Consider the following 15,358-nt stretch of genomic DNA (forward strand, 5'->3'; position numbering starts at 1 on the left):
GCCTGCTGTATAAGAAGGCAGTTTTATCTTTATGGGAGGTGCATGGTTTTTAAATGATTCAATTTCCAAAAAACAGTATCTCCCTCTGCATTGGTCAATTCAAGGATATTAGCCGAGACGTCCTGTAACAATCCCACTTTATTCGGTATATCTCCTAAGTCCAGAATAATCAATTTGCCGATATATTTTTTTAATTGCTCCTCAAAATTCCGGACAAGGGGCACATTAGCGGGAACAACCGGAAGCTCTGAGCTGTTTAATGTATACGGCGTCTGCTCATTGGAGTAGGGTGTCAGCCATTTCAAATGATTCATCGAAATGAAAAGCGTCTTATAAACCGGAGAGAAGAAAACGAAATAATCGTTTAGAACACTTGTCACATACCCATGAATGGAACGGTCTCCTGTCACGAATATTTCTGTAAATCTGCCTTTTATATGCTGGAGGGTATTTCGATAAGAAAATGAATGTTCCTGTTTTTCAGGATGCGGACTTTCTATTCTTGTGCACGCCCCTTGATTCTGATCGTCCGGCCGCGTCAAAGTCATCCGCTGCAGATGCAGCAGCGGGATATAAAGAAAAGTCCGGCCGTCATAAATCACAATGATATCATGACCGATATCCAAAAGAGTTCCTGAAAATGTTGTATTTCCCGATATTTCAATATCGACTTGTTTATCAAGAAATCTGCTTAATCCAGCCATTTCATCCCCCCTCTCCCGCGTTTACGGACAATCTTTCCGGTCACTTACGGCCGCGTTTCCACCGATAATCTATTGTTCTTAATACAGTGGCGTAACTATAAGATTCATCTTCATCCCGTTTTGAGGATCGATCCTCTTTTGATGATCTTTTCGATTTTTCAGAGGAAGTATGCTGCTCCTCATGTGATTCCTCTTCAGCACACTCTTTCTCACCTTGATTCTCGTCTTTATTCTCCTCTTTTTTAGCTGCTCCTTTTGCCCCCGCGCTGATACTCTTGATATGAAGCGGATGGATTCGCAGCACTTCTTTATCTTTCACAAGAGTATAGTGGCCGTCGGAATTATCCACAAGTATACCTTCAACGGCTTCAGGACCGCCGCGGTTGATAGAAACCCATTTGTGGATCAGGCGTTTAAATATGCCGTGAAAATCATCAGCCATTTCAAACTCTGTACGCTCATCCTCTTGCTCATCTTCATCTTCTTGTTCCGCGCTGATGCTTTTGACATGGTCGATGTTAAAATATACAATTCCATCATCTTCCGTTTCCAGCACAAGAAAATCGTCCCCTGTTTCGTGAAGCTTTCCTTTTTTCGATTCCGGGCCTCCCTGGTTCAACTGCACCGTGCGATTGGCCATTCGTTCGATCAGTTCTTGGAAATCATCGGCTTTTTCGCATTCTGCCGACTCGGCCGGCGATACTGTCTCACTCGTATTTTCCGTTACACTTTTCACGTGCTTCCATTGATAGTAAACGATTTTATTATCAACCTGAAGAGCGATATAATCCGATTGAATATCTGCCAATCTTCCTGTTTTGGACTCCGGGCCCCCCCGGTAGACAGTAATCACTTTTCCTTCCATCGCATGCAAAAAGTTATCATCAGACCGATGCCGATTCGTATTGCGTTTCATCTATTGTCCTCCTAGTCATATTTCTCATTAATGTCAAAACATAATGCATATATACGTATCCCGATTCTTTTCGGGAACTGGTTCACCAGCCTATTTGTAAAAAAATTTCTCTTCTTTCCAAAATCAAATATTCCACTGCTTTAGCTCACTGCTGATGAAGGCAGACCGCTCCTTAATGTATTCGCAAATCACATCAGGCTCACGGTCAAAGCGGTCAATCTCATCTTTCTTATAAGGATCCTTCGCGACAAACGGCCTGATCTGTTCATACAGAGACATGACCTTTGGTTTCATATGTTCAATGGTAAACCGGGTCTGAAGCGTCTCTTCCAAAAGCTGTTTGTACGCTTTACGGAAATACGGTTCATCCAGAAGCCTAGCAGTCAAGGTATTAAACCCTTGTATTCTGACATAATCGGCATCCATCCGATCCCCGTGAATGTCTCTTCCCCACGTCGCGTCGTAATCCCACGGAATGACTTCAAAAAGCCCCGTTTCATGATTCCGGTACAAGGCGTAATTATGAACAAACCCATCGTAGTTAGAGGTAAACACGACGCCCGCAAGCCACCGCAGATACTTATCCGCGTCCAGGTGTTTGACAATCTCACCCTTGAACTCCGACTTCGGCACGGTATTAATTTTATAGATCATATCCTGCAAGTAAAAATCGTCTTCTTTCGTTCCCGTTTTCTTTTCATAGCCAAGTTCGAGCGATGTTTTCGTATCCCGCTCGAGATCACTGACAAGGGAAAAATTGGCGTCATCATCAACCGCGTAAAAAACGGCGCCGTCCGCCAGATTCCGTTTCGCCAGAAAATATTCATCCACTGACTCCAGCTCAAGGTATACTCCCTCGTAGTTGCCGTTGATTTGCAAGGATACGAAATTCGCCTTCGGTGACAGTGTCCCAAGTTCCGCGAAGAAATCGAGAGACAGTTTATTCCGCATCATCGACGGATCTTTGTACTCAGCGTTTAAATGTATTTCTTTCGCCCTGCGGAATGTTTTCGGCGAATAAAACGTGATATGATACGATTTTTTCTTAAAATCTCTTATATGAGAGCCGCGGTACGCCAGATCAATGTCAAGCCGTTTTTGATTAACTCTCAGCACCGCGGGCACCGGATCATCATCCCAAATGTCTTTTTTCAGCTCCCACAAGTCTTTCGGGTGAATAAACAGCTGGTATTGAGGCAATGTTGATTGGTCCTTCACCTGTAAACCTCCCTGTATTAATTTAGGCTGTGCTTTTTATATAAAACTCAGCGGAACACACATACACTTTTTTCTTCCATGCGTACTATGTGGTAGTAAGGATCGCATCCTTAAAACATATATCAAGAGGAGGTTTCAAAATGGGCCACTATTCCCATTCTGATATCGAAGAAGCAGTACAGTCCGCAAGTACCGAAGGGTTGAAAAATTATTTGTACCAAGAGCCGCACAGCAAAAAAAGCGGTAAGAAGAGAAAATCTCGCAGCCAGAAAAAATCGTGCCGCTCTCACAAAAGATCACGCAGCCAGAAAAAATCGTGCCGCCGCAAGAAAAAGCGCACTCAGAAAAAACCGTACCGTTCTCATAAAAAACCCAGCCATAAAAAAGACGATTACTGCAGCAAAACAGAGTACTGGAAAGACGGAAATGTTTGGGTTGTAAAGAAAAGCTACAAATAATCCCCCAACAACCTAACACCATGTAAATAGGCTGCCGGCTAAACGGAAGCCTTTTTTCCTCAATCAGATATATGCCACGAGATAAGATATGCAGCCGGGTTTCTTTTGTTGTGTTTCCGAATTTTCTTTCGGTATAATCAGGTCATACGAAAAAGAAAGGCGGCCGAAATAATGCATATCTTACGAGCAGACGAACTGAACGCAAAAGACACCTACAAATTGCTTTCCGGCACTGTAGTTCCCCGGCCGATTGCGTTTGTCACTACGCGTTCATCTATCAACGGCGCCGTAAACGCGGCGCCCTTCAGTTTTTATAACGTTGTCTCCGCAGATCCGCCGCTTCTTGCCATCTCAGTAAGCCGCGCGGACGGACGGCAGAAAGACACCGCGAGAAACGCACTCGCTCATCGGGAATTCGTCGTGCATGTGAGTGATGAGTCCATTATTGAAGACATTAACAAAACGGCGGCAAGGCTTGACCCTGATGTCAGTGAGCTTGGCATGACAGACCTTTCTGTGACAGACAGCGCTTGCATCAGTGTTCCCGGTATAAAAGAAGCGAAGGTCAGGTTTGAATGTATACTCGAACGCCACCTTCCGTTTCAAAATGACAGCGGAGAAACGACAACAGATCTCATCATCGGCAGAGTCGTTTGTTTTCATTTGAATGACCAAGTATATGACGCCGATAAGGGCTACATACGGACGGATGAGCTGCAGCCTGCGGCGAGACTCGCGGGGAATGAATATGCCAGACTCGGAAATACATATACACTCGTCCGCCCGACCTGAAACAGAACCTAATATAATAGAAGAAACTAGTCAAAAAGACCCCTTTTAAAAGGGGTCTTTTTCAGCCATTTACCGTTTAACACAGCCTAATGTCTTATAGAATATTGAAACTTACAATGTCCTCACCCGTATGAAACGAATGACAAGTTTCAGGAGGAGACCATGGATATCATTCATTTACTGATTTTTTCAGCCGTATTTGTTTTGTTCAGTCTCATGTTTCAAGTGTTTGCCGTCAACGTTCTCGATTTGCCAAAGCCTGTTAAAAATCAGAATCCGATAAACGGCACACATCGATTGATCGAAATGTCACTGCTTATTACAGGCACCGCAGCAGTGACATTTTTCAATGAATTGTACGTATTTGCGGGAGTTATTTCTATGTTTTTTTGCTGCAGCGGCTTAATGAAATGGCGGCACCGGCAGGAGAAAAAGCAATATTTGTACGATTCGTTTTACGCAGGTCTTCCCGCCGCACTTGGCGTGCTTATTTTTTTCATCCGTTAGCGGGTCATGCTCTATACTCCTGCGGCCGCTCCGTCTCCGCGCGGGTCGGTTCCGCCTTGGAGAAAGCCTTCTTCATCAATGACGATCGCTGCTGCGTGTCCCATGAGTTTGTCAAAATCGCCAACGGCCTCAACGCGGTGGCCGCTTTGCTTTAATGCTTCCCTCGTTTCGGGGCTGATTCTGCTTTCGACCCTCAACCCTTCGTACTCCTCGCCCCATGTCCGTCCCCAGACCCAGCGCGGCTCACTGACAGCCTGCTGCGGGTCCATTTTGTAATCAATGATGCGCGTAATCACCGCTGTCTGCGTTTGCGGCTGGCCTTCCCCTCCCTGGGTTCCGTATAGGATGTGCGGCTTTCCTTCTTTAAAGGCCATCGCCGGCATGAGTGTGTGGAACGTCCGCTTGCCCGGTTCAAGTGTATTGACATGAGACTCATCCAGTGAGAAAAATGACCCGCGGTTTTGCAGCAGAATGCCCGTATCCCCCGCAGTCACGGCAGACCCGAACTCGAAATAAAGGCTCTGAATAAAGGAAACGGCATTTCCTTCCGCATCGACGACGGCAGCGTAAGCGGTATCGCTTCCGACCGGCCGGCTTACCGCCGGCGCAGCCGTGTAACCGATTTCTTCCGCCAGCTGCTTTGCATACCGTTTATCAAGCAGTCGATCCAGCGGAATATGAGAAAACGCGGGATCAGTCAGCACTTCATTCCGGTGCTGAAAACTCTTTTTCAGCGCCTCGATCAGCAGATGATAATATTCAAAGGAGCCGTGTTCAATCTGGGTAAAATCATAGTTTTCCAATATATTGAGCGTCATTAAGCCTGTAAAGCCCTGTGAATTCGGCGGAGCCTGATAGATGCGGCACCCGCGGTAATCAGAGGATACCGGGTCCGACCACTCGCCGCGATGGGCTTTAAAATCTTCAAGTGTCAAATGCCCGCCGTTGTTTTGCAGAAATGATATGATGCTTTGAGCGATATCCCCTTCGTAAAAAGCGCTCCTGCCTTTTTCGGCAAGCTGCTCCAAGCTGGCCGCCAGATCCTTTTGGACAAACCGCTCGCCGGGCATGGGCGATTTTTTGTTTCTCGTAAAAATGGACGAGGTATACGGCATCGAAGCTAAAAGAGCGAGATTGCGTTCTGTGTGGGCGCACTGATCGGCTGATACCGGAAATCCGTTTGCCGCATAATCAAGGGCAGGCTTCAGCACCTCAGCTAGAGAAAGACGCCCGTACGCCGAAAGCACGGCATCCCAGCTGTCCGCCATTCCCGGAACGGTAATGGCGCTTTCTGTCCCGCGCAGAGGTATCGCTTCTCTGCCCCGATACAAGTCTCTCGTCACCTGCATTCCTGAACGGCCGCTCCCGTTATATGCTTTCATCCTGCCCGATTCTTGATGATATGTAAGCCAAAATGAATCTCCGCCAAGCCCCGTCATATGCGGATACACGACTGCCAGGCAGGCGCTGACCGCCACCGCCGCATCAAACGCGTTGCCGCCCTTCTCGAGAATGCCGGCACCCGCCTGAGAAGCAAGATAATGCGGACTGACGACCATTTGTTTCGTTCCGATGGTTGAAGTATTCATGACAAGCCCCTTTACAAATTTTCTCAATTATAAAAAACGGCACCGCTGGGCATCTACTTTACTGGAAGAAAATCTCACACACTATTTACTTTCCGAAAAGAAATGATCTTAATCTATTACTTATCGAAAATAATTGAAAAATTCTCCTTCATTCCGTAAGATTTCATGATACAATAGTATCTGCCAAATGAAGGAAGGTGAAACTGATTGGAACATGAGTACAGCATTCCGAATCTTGTACTTGATGAAACGGATAAACATATTCTCTCGATTCTGCACGAGGAAGGGAGGATTTCCTATACAGACTTAGGAAAGCGGGTTAATCTGTCGCGAGTGGCGGTTCAGCAGCGCATCCAGCATTTACTGGATGCCGGCGTGATTGAAAAATTCACCGCCGTCATCAACCCGGCGAAAATCGGACGTCACGTGTCTGTGTTTTTTAATGTGGAGGTGGAGCCGCAGTATTTGGAGGAAACAGCATTAAAGCTTGAACAGGAACCCGCCGTGACAAGCCTTTATCATATGACAGGCCCGAGCAAGCTGCATATGCACGGCATTTTCGCAAATGATCAGGAGATGGAAGAGTTTTTGACAAAACGGCTCTATACGCAAAAAGGCGTCGTCAGTGTCGATTGCCAAATGCTGATCAAACGGTATAAAAGCAGAACGGGCATGAAGCTGTAAGGAGGACACGGCAATGAAAAACCCCTATTGGGACATTACGGCGGCGATGGTGCGGACAGGCATACTCGGATTCGGGGGCGGCCCGTCCGTGATCCCGCTCATCCGCCATGAAGCCGTCAATAAATACAAATGGATAGATGATGATGAATTCGGGGAAATATTAGCGATCGCAAATGCGCTGCCGGGTCCGATCGCCACTAAAATGGCTGCGTATCTAGGCTTCAGGCTAAAAGGCACGTTAGGCGCAATCGCGGCAACCCTCGCCCACATTCTCCCTACATGTCTCGCTATGGCGGGCTTGTTTACCGCTGTAAATGTGTTAAGCCATTCAGCGGTTGTTGCCGGCATGATCGGTGCCGTCACACCGGTGATTGCGGTAATGCTTGGTATCATGGCATACGAATTTGGACAAAAAGCGCTGAAAGGTTTCGGCTGGGTCACCGGCATCCTGTTTTTCATCGTCGCTTTTATCGGTCTGCAAACGTTACAGATCAACCCCGGCCTTGTCATTATCATTTTTTTAGCGTACGGTGCGTTTCATTTTAAATTGAAAAACAAAATCACAAATAAGCATTCAAAAGATAAAGGAATGTCGTCCCCATGATAATGATCTATATATTTATGGCGTTTTTTATCGCAAACCTGCTGGGATATGGCGGCGGGCCTGCGTCTATCCCGCTGATGTTTGAAGAAGTCGTCAACAGATACAGCTGGCTCACAAACGATCAATTCTCAAATATGCTCGCACTTGCGAACGCATTACCGGGCCCGATCGCCACCAAAATCGCCGCGTATGTGGGCTACAGTGCAGGCGGATGGCCCGGCTTTCTGATCGCGCTGATCGCAACCGTCGTACCGTCGGCGCTTGCATTGATCGTCCTGCTGCGCATCATTCAGCGCTTCCGCCAATCACCCGTCATCAAAGGCATGACGCTGTCCGTCCAGCCTGTCATTGCAGTCATGATGCTCATTCTTACCTGGCAAATCGGCGCAGACGGCATCAAAGCGATCGGCTGGGTTCAATCAATAGTGATTGCGGGGATTTCCCTCCTTGCCTTGACAAAATTCAAGATGCACCCGGCATTTTTGATTATCGCGGCGTTTTTGTATGGAGGCCTTGTGATCCCTCATTTATAAAGAAAAGCACCTGGGCAGGTGCTTTTTTATTTAATATTCATTTTTCATTTCTTTCATAAAAATAAGATCCAATTGTGTAATTAAATCTTTAAGTTCACTACACATAATATCCTCAATAGGATTTACCCAATCTTCGTTTTTTATAAGTTCAATGCCATAACTGCCGGTTGGATCCCCTTCTGGGTACCACCCTACGTCAAGCAGTAAATTTTTTGTCTTATGAGAAACCTGGAGGAGATCTTGATTAAAGTCAAATAACCAAGCATCATCATTTGCCTCTAGAGTCGTAGGATCAGTATCTTTTAATGTAATATAATCAACAGTCCAGCCAGCCGGTATCTTAAGCCTTAAGAAATTGGGAACCTGTTGACTTAGAGGCTGCAAATCCTCTAAAACCCCACTGCCAACACTCCAGATCTGATATTCTAGCTCTTCTAATAAATGCTCTATTTCATGAAAAGATTTTTCTTCATAAATCTTATCTGTTTTTAAGCCCGCTACTTTGACATGGTATTGATCATTTTCATATACTGCCTTAATAACAGCATTACGTTTTTCATTTTGTAGTTCTAGTAGTTCATATTTTTCTTCCGTTCTTTTTTCTGAGTTTAAATTGTTCAGTATTACAGACCATCCATTACAGATTTTTAGTGGCTGCAATTGAGAAATTTGATCTCTGTACATCCTGATTCTCCTCCATTCCAGTAAGAAGTTTAAACTATTCTAATATATCAGTAAACAAGGCTTCTACTTATGTTAATCTCCTGTTGAAAGGCTGTATACAATGAGAAATAAAAATGCCATTCCTTGGTGTCTATAGACTGACGATTCTTGAAAACCTCTCTTAATCTTTATTCATAGCGATAAAAGTCCCGTTAGGATAATCACCATTCCAACCACACGGAAAATAACCCGCTTTATAAATTTCAAAAACTTTTTCAAAAAAATTATTTGTATTACCATTAATTGCTCTATTAATAGCACAATTGTTTAGGTCAGCTACTATATCCTCAAAAAAGGCATTATATCCAGTAGAAGCACTTCTGATGTTTTCAGAAAAAATATCTAATAACGAGTCTATATTTTCCGGCTTTTGATTATCTTCTAATTCGTAAAAACGCCCCCATACTTCACTCATCTCAATTTCCCTTATATCTTTCCATGTATATTCGTCTTCTCCATATACTTCTTCATAAGCCAAGTATTCAGCCTGTTTTTGATCATTAATTATTTTAATAAAATTAGATACATTAACTGATTTTATAGGTTTGAAGGTTTTTGAAAATTCAATTACCTCTTCTGCTAGATTATGATATTTCCCAAAATTCATTACTTGTTATGCCACCTTCTGTACTCCACATTGTTATCCTATCCGTAAAAAAACTTGCCGATGACAACACGGCAAGTTTTTAACTATAGCAATTCTAATTATAACAGTAAACAAGGCATCTCCTAATGTTAATCCCGTGTTGAAAGGCTGTATATGCGGCAAGTCACTTCACTGTTAATTGTTCTGTAGCGTTTTAGTTTTTCTTATTGAAAACACATTTTTTTAAAAAAATTAGAATGACTTCAACAGCCAATCAAGGTCCATTAATTTACCTAATCCTCAATTAAATCGAGATAATATTTATCATTTTTCATAAGTTCTATTAAAAACTCTTCTAATGAATCTGCAATTTTTATATCATCATAATATATTGAATTATTTTGTTCATTGCCTAATTCAATTAGTAACAAAGCACTTTCATTTGCTTCAAAGAAAATCACTTTATCTTCTTCAAGTTCCTCATAAACCTCAATATCTGGATAAAATTCAAAATCATTAACTTTTAATCTTGCATCTCTGATTGAAGCAGGTCCAAGAATGCGGTTAATATTATATTCTGATTTTTTAAGAAAGCCGTAACCCACCTCAAGAAGAAACTGTCTCAAATCATAAGGTAGCCTTAAACCTAACTTATTTTCTACTTCTAAAATTTCATTCTCACTTACTGGATAAAATGTGTTCTCTTTGTAACTGTTAATAAAATCATATTTCACAATTATTTACCTCCTTTTCTGAAGGCACGGCCTGCCCAGCCGACGACCGGTATGAATCTGGCAGCGTCCATCGCTCCTGCTGTGACGCGTTCTGCGGTTGAGAGTTTTTCCCCAGTAACCGCAACGCAGCCTAAAGCCAACAAATTATTCAAAATTTATAAAACAGAAAACAACAATTCACCTATAAAAAAACCTTGAAAGGCTTCAGCAGCCAATCAAGGTTCGAAAATCAAACTTAATGCAGCATTTATCCTGAATAGTATTTTAATAATATCCTAAGATTTTTTAACTATACTATTAATACCTTCAAATATGATATCTCTCATTACTTCATTATTATTGTTATAATTTCTTTCATATTTAATTTTATTAAAAACCTGCTTTATAACTCCATCAATCATTATTGTTAACCCTTCTATTTCTTCTTCACTACCCTCTTTTTTAAAATTTTCATTTAATATTACCAAGCTATCATCTTTTGACATTCCCTTTATTCTCTTTCTCATTAAAAATTTTGTCTATATAATTAATATCATCAATAATCCAGTATCTATCCTATTCACAAATATAACTAGTAAAGTCTTCACGAATCCCTGTCCAATGATCAGGAATATAATTTTCAAAAGGTAATAACTCAGGATACAGCGAAAGAAGCATTTTTTGATTAAAGTCTATATATAATGATGGCCTTAATTCTAGAATAGTACTTTCATAATCCTGATGTTCAACTAACTTCTTTAATTCTGAAGACGGGATAATATAATCAGTATATTCTTTTAAATATAGACGATAATTCTCTTCATTATCCCATTATTTTAGCGCTGTTCATATTCAAAATAAATTGTATTCCAATTTATAGTTGGACTATCAGTTAACTTATACTCTAGGTTGAGATAAACTAGATCATCAACATTAACTATATTAAGAGAAAAAACATCCTTTTAAGTAGATAATTCGACTCTTAGTTTTCATTTTAATGGGAACTAAGCAGACATCAGTCGGTAAGGTAATAGCGCTCTTCATTATTCATATAAATTTTCTATTTCAGTACCCCAAAAGCTTCCTTCTCTTGTGCAATTTGAGTCTACTCTTTTGAGTTCTTCTTTTAACCATTCGATTACATATTCCGGAATATCATTATCAATAAATGCATCCTCACCATTTATGTGTATAGCCTTGTCAATCATTTCTGAGAAAAGCAATATACATTCTGCAAATTGATTTATTGAAGAGTTAATAAAAACTTCTTTATATTCATTACCATTATCTAAATAAACGATTCTCTCGTTGTTTTCTATAATACAAATTGGATCTCCGGAACCAGTAGAACCTAACAACCAATATTTTTGAAACCCTTCCGACACATCAAAGATACTTGTAATTGGCTTAAATGACGCTGGAAAGGAAGTAAAATCTAAATATGGCGGAGGGGATTCAGGCAAACCTCCTAAAGAAATAAATTTTTTAAATCCCTCCGAAAAAGGAGTCTCTACTAAATCATCATATGGAAACGTTAATAACGGACCATTTTTATTAACATCCCAACTTCGATTAAATTCTTCGGGTAATAACATCGTGTCACCTTCCTGATTCTTTTCTGAATGTTTCTAGTCTATTCGCAATTTCATCGTCTACTCCAGTAATTCCCCATTCTTTTTCAATATTATGAATACCACCATATCCAGGGTGCAGGCTTTTAGGTAGAGCTGCGGCCTGGCCTCCTTCCCCAATATGATGATGTCTCATTGGGTCTTTTAAATAATCTGCATACTGTGGAAAATGTTTTATAAATTGTTCATCAACTACTGGGACTCTTCCTCTTTTAATCTTAGCAGTATTTTCAGCACTCCAAAACTCAGGATTACTTTTTAGTAGCGTGTTAAAAAACTTTTTCGCATTTCGCTCCCAGCCAGCCGCATTTGTCCCAGATTTTCCCTTCCCCTTAAAATTCATCTCTACTACAAGCCTAGGATCAATTAAATACTTATTTTCGTAGTTTGAAAGTTCTCTGCCCTTATAGCCTCTAATTCGATCGTATTTACCGTCATTATTCCATTTAGCCGCCATCTTCACAATCCCAAGATCCTTAACAGCAGCCGTTTCCACATCTATACGGACTGTTGGGAATCCGAACGTGAATCCATCAGTCGTTACCGGGCGTTCTGCGTACACGCGGACATTTGTCGGGACTTTGAATTGTTTTACTTTTTCTAGTGTTTTGTTTGCTTTTTGGACTTTTGAATGGGTTGCAAGCGGTATGCCTTTGTTGACATGCTTCGCCATCGCCCCGGCTCCAACCAAGCTCAAAGCCGCTTCCAGCGCCCCTTGCTTGCGCTTCTCCTCAGATACTTTGTTTCCAAACATATCTTTGCCTGTGACCGCTTCTGAGAATCCGTTTGAGGCAACGAGGCCGTATGCGCCCATTTCTGACATTTTGAGAATGTCTAAGGATTTGCCTGCTTTGTAGGCGTCTAAAGCATGTTCTGCGGCAATGACAGTTTTTCCGGTTTTGTAAATGGCTTTTCCGCCTTTGAAGGCGCGGCCTGCCCAGCCGACGACCGGTATGAATCCGGCGGCGGCCATTGCTCCTGCTGTGACGCGTTCTGCGGTGGAGAGTTTTTCCCCGGTAACCGGATCAACGCCTTCTGCTGCTCTTTTATAATCATAATAGCCAGTGACTTCTCCAGTAAAGTTGCAGATGCCATCCCATGTTTTCTCGTACCATGGTTTATTGGCTTCTTCTTCAGCCTTTTCCTGAAGCTGTCTTGCTTCGGCTTGCTGGGCTTTCGCATCGATATATGCTGTTCCCTGTTTTTCTGTTTCAATGACGCTTTTGTAGATTTCATTGCTGTGGAAGGCTTTTTTGTCATAGTACATAGGGGATGCACTTTTTCCGTTGCTGGTGGCCTGCATGAGTACGGAATATTTGCTGAGCACTGCGTTGTCCAGTGATTCTAAGTTTTGATATTCAGTGCTCAGGGATTCATCAACCTTATCGACTGCCGTGATCGTGTCACGTCTGGTTTTCTGGGCATCGCCCATTTTATCTGCGTAGTCATCAAGTGAATACGAGTCGAGATGAATAATATCGCTGATGCCTGACAAAATCGAATCGATTTCTTGTTTATGAGCGGAGACAATCTCTGAAGCTTTCAAGTCCGCGTTGGCCAGCTCGTGCTCCAAAAATGAAGTCTCCACATATGAATCACTCAGTTCTTGATCTTTTATGTCACCTGAAATGCCATTTAAAAACGCAATTTGAGCAGAGACAAGCGTCAGCCAGCTGTCGGCGATTTCCGCTTGCCCCTGAAAGAAATCCTTTATATTGTCTGCGCCTTTCCCTTTCAAAGCATCGCCGAGATCGGCCATGCCCTGAAAGGATTGTTTGAGCGCATGCAGCTGCTCTTCAAGAGCTTCGTATTGTTTCTTTCTCTTGTCTGCTTCATCCGTTAACGATTGTGATTCAAACACTTTGCTCATCGGCAAGTCCTTTCTTTCGTTATTTTACGGCGATCGCCTCGTCCTGTTCTTTCAGGGAGTCTACGTTGTCTTTTACGTCCGCGATATTCTTATGAACGGCTTGCTTATATTCGCTGATCATGGATACAAGCTTTGCCTCGCGGGATTCATACTTGGAGGTATAGTCGAGTCTGTTTTTTCCGTTTGAACCGGCATTCCCGATAGAAACGGCCTCCAAAGCGCTGCTGACGGATTCAAGCTGCTTCATGACAGCTCCGTATTTGAGTTTTATTTCCATTTAAACCAACTCCAGCTTCTTTTGATTGATTGTATTTTGTCTCCTACCGCGTCAAGGGCTTCTTCTCCAAGCGTCAGCAGGTGCTCTGCCTCTCTCGCGATGCTTCTGGCGGCAAGGAGCCCTCCTTTTTCAATTTCAAGCTGTGTCATCTTCAAGCCGATTCGATACATATACCCGTCGTATTTATCTGTGACGATTCTGTATGCTTCTGTATGGGCCTGATCGCGCTTGTCATCAAATTCTTCAGCGAAAGTGCCGGTCCAATGATGATCCAAGTGCGGTCTGAGGATGTCTTTGATTTCAGACATGGCCTCTTCCTGCAGAGATTCTATCTCTCTCTTCGCTTCTTTTAATTTTTCAATTTGGTGTTCGATCTCGCCCAGTTTATGGCTGATTGTGCTGTTAATATGGCTTAATGTGCTTGAATGGCTCATCTGTTTTCACCTCGTCTTACGCAAAAAGTCGTACAAAAAGCACAGACTTTTCCATACTATATTTCCATATATTATATTTTAAAATAGACAGAAAGCGGCTTAAATAGGTTAAATGACTTATTTTCAGCAGCCGAAGCGCTCATCATTAACGCCAAAAGACTCACATACCCGGCATATCCATTCACAGATCTCCTCTATATATCCATGATAAATTCCCTAAAAAAAGGAGACAGATTTAACCGTCTCCTTTGCCGTGTATGATGATCAAAATGTTCGGTTAACTGCAATCCCAGTTGTACAAAACATTTGAGAAATCTTTTTTCATCAAGTCTTCCGGTCTGATAAAGAAATTGGCGATTCCGACATCTCCCCACATCGAATCAATGTCATCGTCTGAATCAATTTGCAGCAGCAGAATCGTATGGTCCTGATGAGAATAAGACCGCGGATCTTCCTGGGTAAAGGACGCATAACCGCCTATTTTATGGCCGAATGCGTTCGCCGTATATTCGTCATACACCTCGTCGTCAAACTGCTCGAAATAGTCGAAGGCATCCATCCCGGCGGCATACTGACTGAATTGAAAATCAGACGGGAGCACCCATTCAGCAGACAGTTCAGGGATGATCAGCGCTTCGGATTGGATCGGAAAATCGTACTCCTCTTCAACCTGAACGAAAGAAAAATCATCCATGAGCTCCGCTTCTTGCTCTGTCACGCGCTCAAAATATTTGACACAGAAACCCGTTTGCGCGCACCCGTCGTCAAAATTCAGACCGTATACATCATCACTGACCGATATGTAAAACTGAAGGATACCGGTATCCGGAAAATCAGGCAGTCCAGGCATGTCCGCAAAATTGATCTGGGCGAGGAGCTTCATCGGCCTGCCGCTTTCATCTTCAGGATACGGCTCATGTTTCGGAAAATAGGGATCTCCGGCGATTTTACTGTCATACCGTCCCGTTTCAGCTTTTTTGACGTGCAGTTTGATAAAAGGCCTCGATGACGTTTCCAGCAGGCCGCGGGATGATTCCATTTGTTTCGGCAAATGCCATGTTTTTTCCACGATTGATGCCCCCTTCGTTTCTAAATAATTGCATGATAAAAGACCGGCGC

Annotated in this window: 19 protein-coding genes and 1 pseudogene; 6 read left to right on the forward strand and 14 right to left on the reverse strand. The window is 42.8% G+C overall.

Going from position 1 to position 15,358, the window contains the following annotated elements; translation table 11 throughout:
* Window positions 1–29: 29 nt before the first annotated feature.
* The 3 genes from ACW5MY_RS17180 to ACW5MY_RS17190 form a co-directional block, all read right to left on the reverse strand.
* Window positions 30–704 (reverse strand): hypothetical protein, encoded by a 675-nt coding sequence (locus tag ACW5MY_RS17180; protein WP_013353842.1) that lies wholly within the window; start codon window positions 702–704, stop codon window positions 30–32.
* Between the two features lie 40 nt (window positions 705–744).
* On the reverse strand, window positions 745–1,620 hold the full coding sequence (locus ACW5MY_RS17185) for a DUF6897 domain-containing protein (protein WP_013353843.1): 876 nt from the start codon (window positions 1,618–1,620) through the stop codon (window positions 745–747).
* Window positions 1,621–1,743: 123 nt separating this feature from the next.
* Window positions 1,744–2,838, reverse strand: coding sequence for a CotH kinase family protein (locus ACW5MY_RS17190; protein WP_289393972.1), 1,095 nt, complete (start codon window positions 2,836–2,838; stop codon window positions 1,744–1,746).
* A gap of 140 nt (window positions 2,839–2,978) precedes the next feature.
* On the opposite strand from ACW5MY_RS17190, the gene ACW5MY_RS17195 reads away from it, so the two are divergent.
* The 3 genes from ACW5MY_RS17195 (at window position 2,979) to ACW5MY_RS17205 (ending at window position 4,595) form a co-directional block, all read left to right on the forward strand.
* Window positions 2,979–3,296, forward strand: a complete 318-nt coding sequence (locus ACW5MY_RS17195) for a CotG/ExsB N-terminal domain-containing protein (protein WP_462061633.1) — start codon at window positions 2,979–2,981, stop codon at window positions 3,294–3,296.
* A 171-nt stretch (window positions 3,297–3,467) separates the two neighbouring features.
* On the forward strand, window positions 3,468–4,088 hold the full coding sequence (locus ACW5MY_RS17200) for a flavin reductase family protein (RefSeq protein WP_014472322.1): 621 nt from the start codon (window positions 3,468–3,470) through the stop codon (window positions 4,086–4,088).
* Between the two features lie 162 nt (window positions 4,089–4,250).
* Window positions 4,251–4,595 (forward strand): hypothetical protein, encoded by a 345-nt coding sequence (locus ACW5MY_RS17205; protein WP_013353847.1) that lies wholly within the window; start codon window positions 4,251–4,253, stop codon window positions 4,593–4,595.
* Window positions 4,596–4,606: 11 nt separating this feature from the next.
* Here the strand turns inward: ACW5MY_RS17205 and ggt are convergent, their stop codons facing one another.
* Window positions 4,607–6,184, reverse strand: coding sequence for a gamma-glutamyltransferase (gene ggt, locus ACW5MY_RS17210; protein ID WP_013353848.1), 1,578 nt, complete (start codon window positions 6,182–6,184; stop codon window positions 4,607–4,609).
* Window positions 6,185–6,391: 207 nt separating this feature from the next.
* Here ggt and ACW5MY_RS17215 point away from each other — a divergent pair, with 207 nt between their 5' ends.
* From ACW5MY_RS17215 to chrA, 3 genes are read left to right on the forward strand one after another with little or no spacing between them, the layout of a single operon-like run.
* Window positions 6,392–6,868: an Lrp/AsnC family transcriptional regulator gene (locus ACW5MY_RS17215; RefSeq protein WP_013353849.1), complete on the forward strand. Its 477-nt coding sequence runs from the start codon at window positions 6,392–6,394 to the stop codon at window positions 6,866–6,868.
* A gap of 13 nt (window positions 6,869–6,881) precedes the next feature.
* Window positions 6,882–7,472, forward strand: a complete 591-nt coding sequence (locus tag ACW5MY_RS17220) for a chromate transporter (protein WP_013353850.1) — start codon at window positions 6,882–6,884, stop codon at window positions 7,470–7,472.
* Window positions 7,469–8,005, forward strand: coding sequence for a chromate resistance efflux protein ChrA (gene chrA / locus ACW5MY_RS17225; protein WP_013353851.1), 537 nt, complete (start codon window positions 7,469–7,471; stop codon window positions 8,003–8,005). The genes ACW5MY_RS17220 and chrA overlap by 4 nt, the downstream gene beginning before the upstream one ends.
* 30 nt (window positions 8,006–8,035) lie before the next feature.
* Here the strand turns inward: chrA and ACW5MY_RS17230 are convergent, their stop codons facing one another.
* The 10 genes and pseudogenes from ACW5MY_RS17230 to ACW5MY_RS17275 all read right to left on the reverse strand — a co-directional run bounded on the left by ACW5MY_RS17230 (window position 8,036) and on the right by ACW5MY_RS17275 (window position 15,308).
* Window positions 8,036–8,689 carry a hypothetical protein gene (locus ACW5MY_RS17230; RefSeq protein ID WP_013353852.1) on the reverse strand — a complete coding sequence of 218 codons (654 nt, stop codon included), beginning with the start codon at window positions 8,687–8,689 and terminating at the stop codon, window positions 8,036–8,038.
* 160 nt (window positions 8,690–8,849) lie between these two features.
* Window positions 8,850–9,335: a hypothetical protein gene (locus ACW5MY_RS17235; RefSeq protein WP_013353853.1), complete on the reverse strand. Its 486-nt coding sequence runs from the start codon at window positions 9,333–9,335 to the stop codon at window positions 8,850–8,852.
* A 272-nt stretch (window positions 9,336–9,607) separates the two neighbouring features.
* Window positions 9,608–10,048 (reverse strand): SMI1/KNR4 family protein, encoded by a 441-nt coding sequence (locus tag ACW5MY_RS17240; RefSeq protein ID WP_013353854.1) that lies wholly within the window; start codon window positions 10,046–10,048, stop codon window positions 9,608–9,610.
* Window positions 10,049–10,053: 5 nt separating this feature from the next.
* Window positions 10,054–10,179 (reverse strand): annotated as a pseudogene (locus tag ACW5MY_RS17245) (hypothetical protein); the annotation flags it as partial.
* Window positions 10,180–10,323: 144 nt separating this feature from the next.
* Window positions 10,324–10,533: a hypothetical protein gene (locus tag ACW5MY_RS17250; RefSeq protein WP_014471123.1), complete on the reverse strand. Its 210-nt coding sequence runs from the start codon at window positions 10,531–10,533 to the stop codon at window positions 10,324–10,326.
* A gap of 537 nt (window positions 10,534–11,070) precedes the next feature.
* Complete coding sequence (locus ACW5MY_RS17255) at window positions 11,071–11,622, reverse strand: SUKH-4 family immunity protein (RefSeq protein WP_013353856.1); 552 nt, start codon at window positions 11,620–11,622, stop codon at window positions 11,071–11,073.
* Between the two features lie 4 nt (window positions 11,623–11,626).
* Window positions 11,627–13,528 (reverse strand): T7SS effector LXG polymorphic toxin, encoded by a 1,902-nt coding sequence (locus ACW5MY_RS17260; protein WP_061573629.1) that lies wholly within the window; start codon window positions 13,526–13,528, stop codon window positions 11,627–11,629.
* A 19-nt stretch (window positions 13,529–13,547) separates the two neighbouring features.
* Entirely contained in the window at window positions 13,548–13,805 is a 258-nt protein-coding gene (locus ACW5MY_RS17265) for a YwqI/YxiC family protein (protein ID WP_013353858.1), read from the reverse strand.
* Window positions 13,796–14,239 (reverse strand): YwqH-like family protein, encoded by a 444-nt coding sequence (locus ACW5MY_RS17270; RefSeq protein WP_013353859.1) that lies wholly within the window; start codon window positions 14,237–14,239, stop codon window positions 13,796–13,798. Before ACW5MY_RS17270 ends, ACW5MY_RS17265 begins: the two co-directional genes overlap by 10 nt.
* 277 nt (window positions 14,240–14,516) lie before the next feature.
* Window positions 14,517–15,308 (reverse strand): YwqG family protein, encoded by a 792-nt coding sequence (locus ACW5MY_RS17275; protein ID WP_289393974.1) that lies wholly within the window; start codon window positions 15,306–15,308, stop codon window positions 14,517–14,519.
* Window positions 15,309–15,358 lie beyond the last annotated feature (50 nt).

The organism is Bacillus sp. Bwzl_19 (genome assembly GCF_054900515.1).

Coding starts and splice junctions, on each gene's coding strand:
- ACW5MY_RS17180 (WP_013353842.1), bottom strand. CDS start 704: ATGGCTGGATTAAGCAGATTTCTTGATAAACAAGTCGATATTGAAATA.
- ACW5MY_RS17185 (WP_013353843.1), bottom strand. CDS start 1,620: ATGAAACGCAATACGAATCGGCATCGGTCTGATGATAACTTTTTGCAT.
- ACW5MY_RS17195 (WP_462061633.1), top strand. CDS start 2,979: ATGGGCCACTATTCCCATTCTGATATCGAAGAAGCAGTACAGTCCGCA.
- ACW5MY_RS17200 (WP_014472322.1), top strand. CDS start 3,468: ATGCATATCTTACGAGCAGACGAACTGAACGCAAAAGACACCTACAAA.
- ACW5MY_RS17205 (WP_013353847.1), top strand. CDS start 4,251: ATGGATATCATTCATTTACTGATTTTTTCAGCCGTATTTGTTTTGTTC.
- ggt (WP_013353848.1), bottom strand. CDS start 6,184: ATGAATACTTCAACCATCGGAACGAAACAAATGGTCGTCAGTCCGCAT.
- ACW5MY_RS17220 (WP_013353850.1), top strand. CDS start 6,882: ATGAAAAACCCCTATTGGGACATTACGGCGGCGATGGTGCGGACAGGC.
- chrA (WP_013353851.1), top strand. CDS start 7,469: ATGATAATGATCTATATATTTATGGCGTTTTTTATCGCAAACCTGCTG.
- ACW5MY_RS17230 (WP_013353852.1), bottom strand. CDS start 8,689: ATGTACAGAGATCAAATTTCTCAATTGCAGCCACTAAAAATCTGTAAT.
- ACW5MY_RS17235 (WP_013353853.1), bottom strand. CDS start 9,335: ATGAATTTTGGGAAATATCATAATCTAGCAGAAGAGGTAATTGAATTT.
- ACW5MY_RS17250 (WP_014471123.1), bottom strand. CDS start 10,533: ATGTCAAAAGATGATAGCTTGGTAATATTAAATGAAAATTTTAAAAAA.
- ACW5MY_RS17255 (WP_013353856.1), bottom strand. CDS start 11,622: ATGTTATTACCCGAAGAATTTAATCGAAGTTGGGATGTTAATAAAAAT.
- ACW5MY_RS17260 (WP_061573629.1), bottom strand. CDS start 13,528: ATGAGCAAAGTGTTTGAATCACAATCGTTAACGGATGAAGCAGACAAG.
- ACW5MY_RS17265 (WP_013353858.1), bottom strand. CDS start 13,805: ATGGAAATAAAACTCAAATACGGAGCTGTCATGAAGCAGCTTGAATCC.
- ACW5MY_RS17270 (WP_013353859.1), bottom strand. CDS start 14,239: ATGAGCCATTCAAGCACATTAAGCCATATTAACAGCACAATCAGCCAT.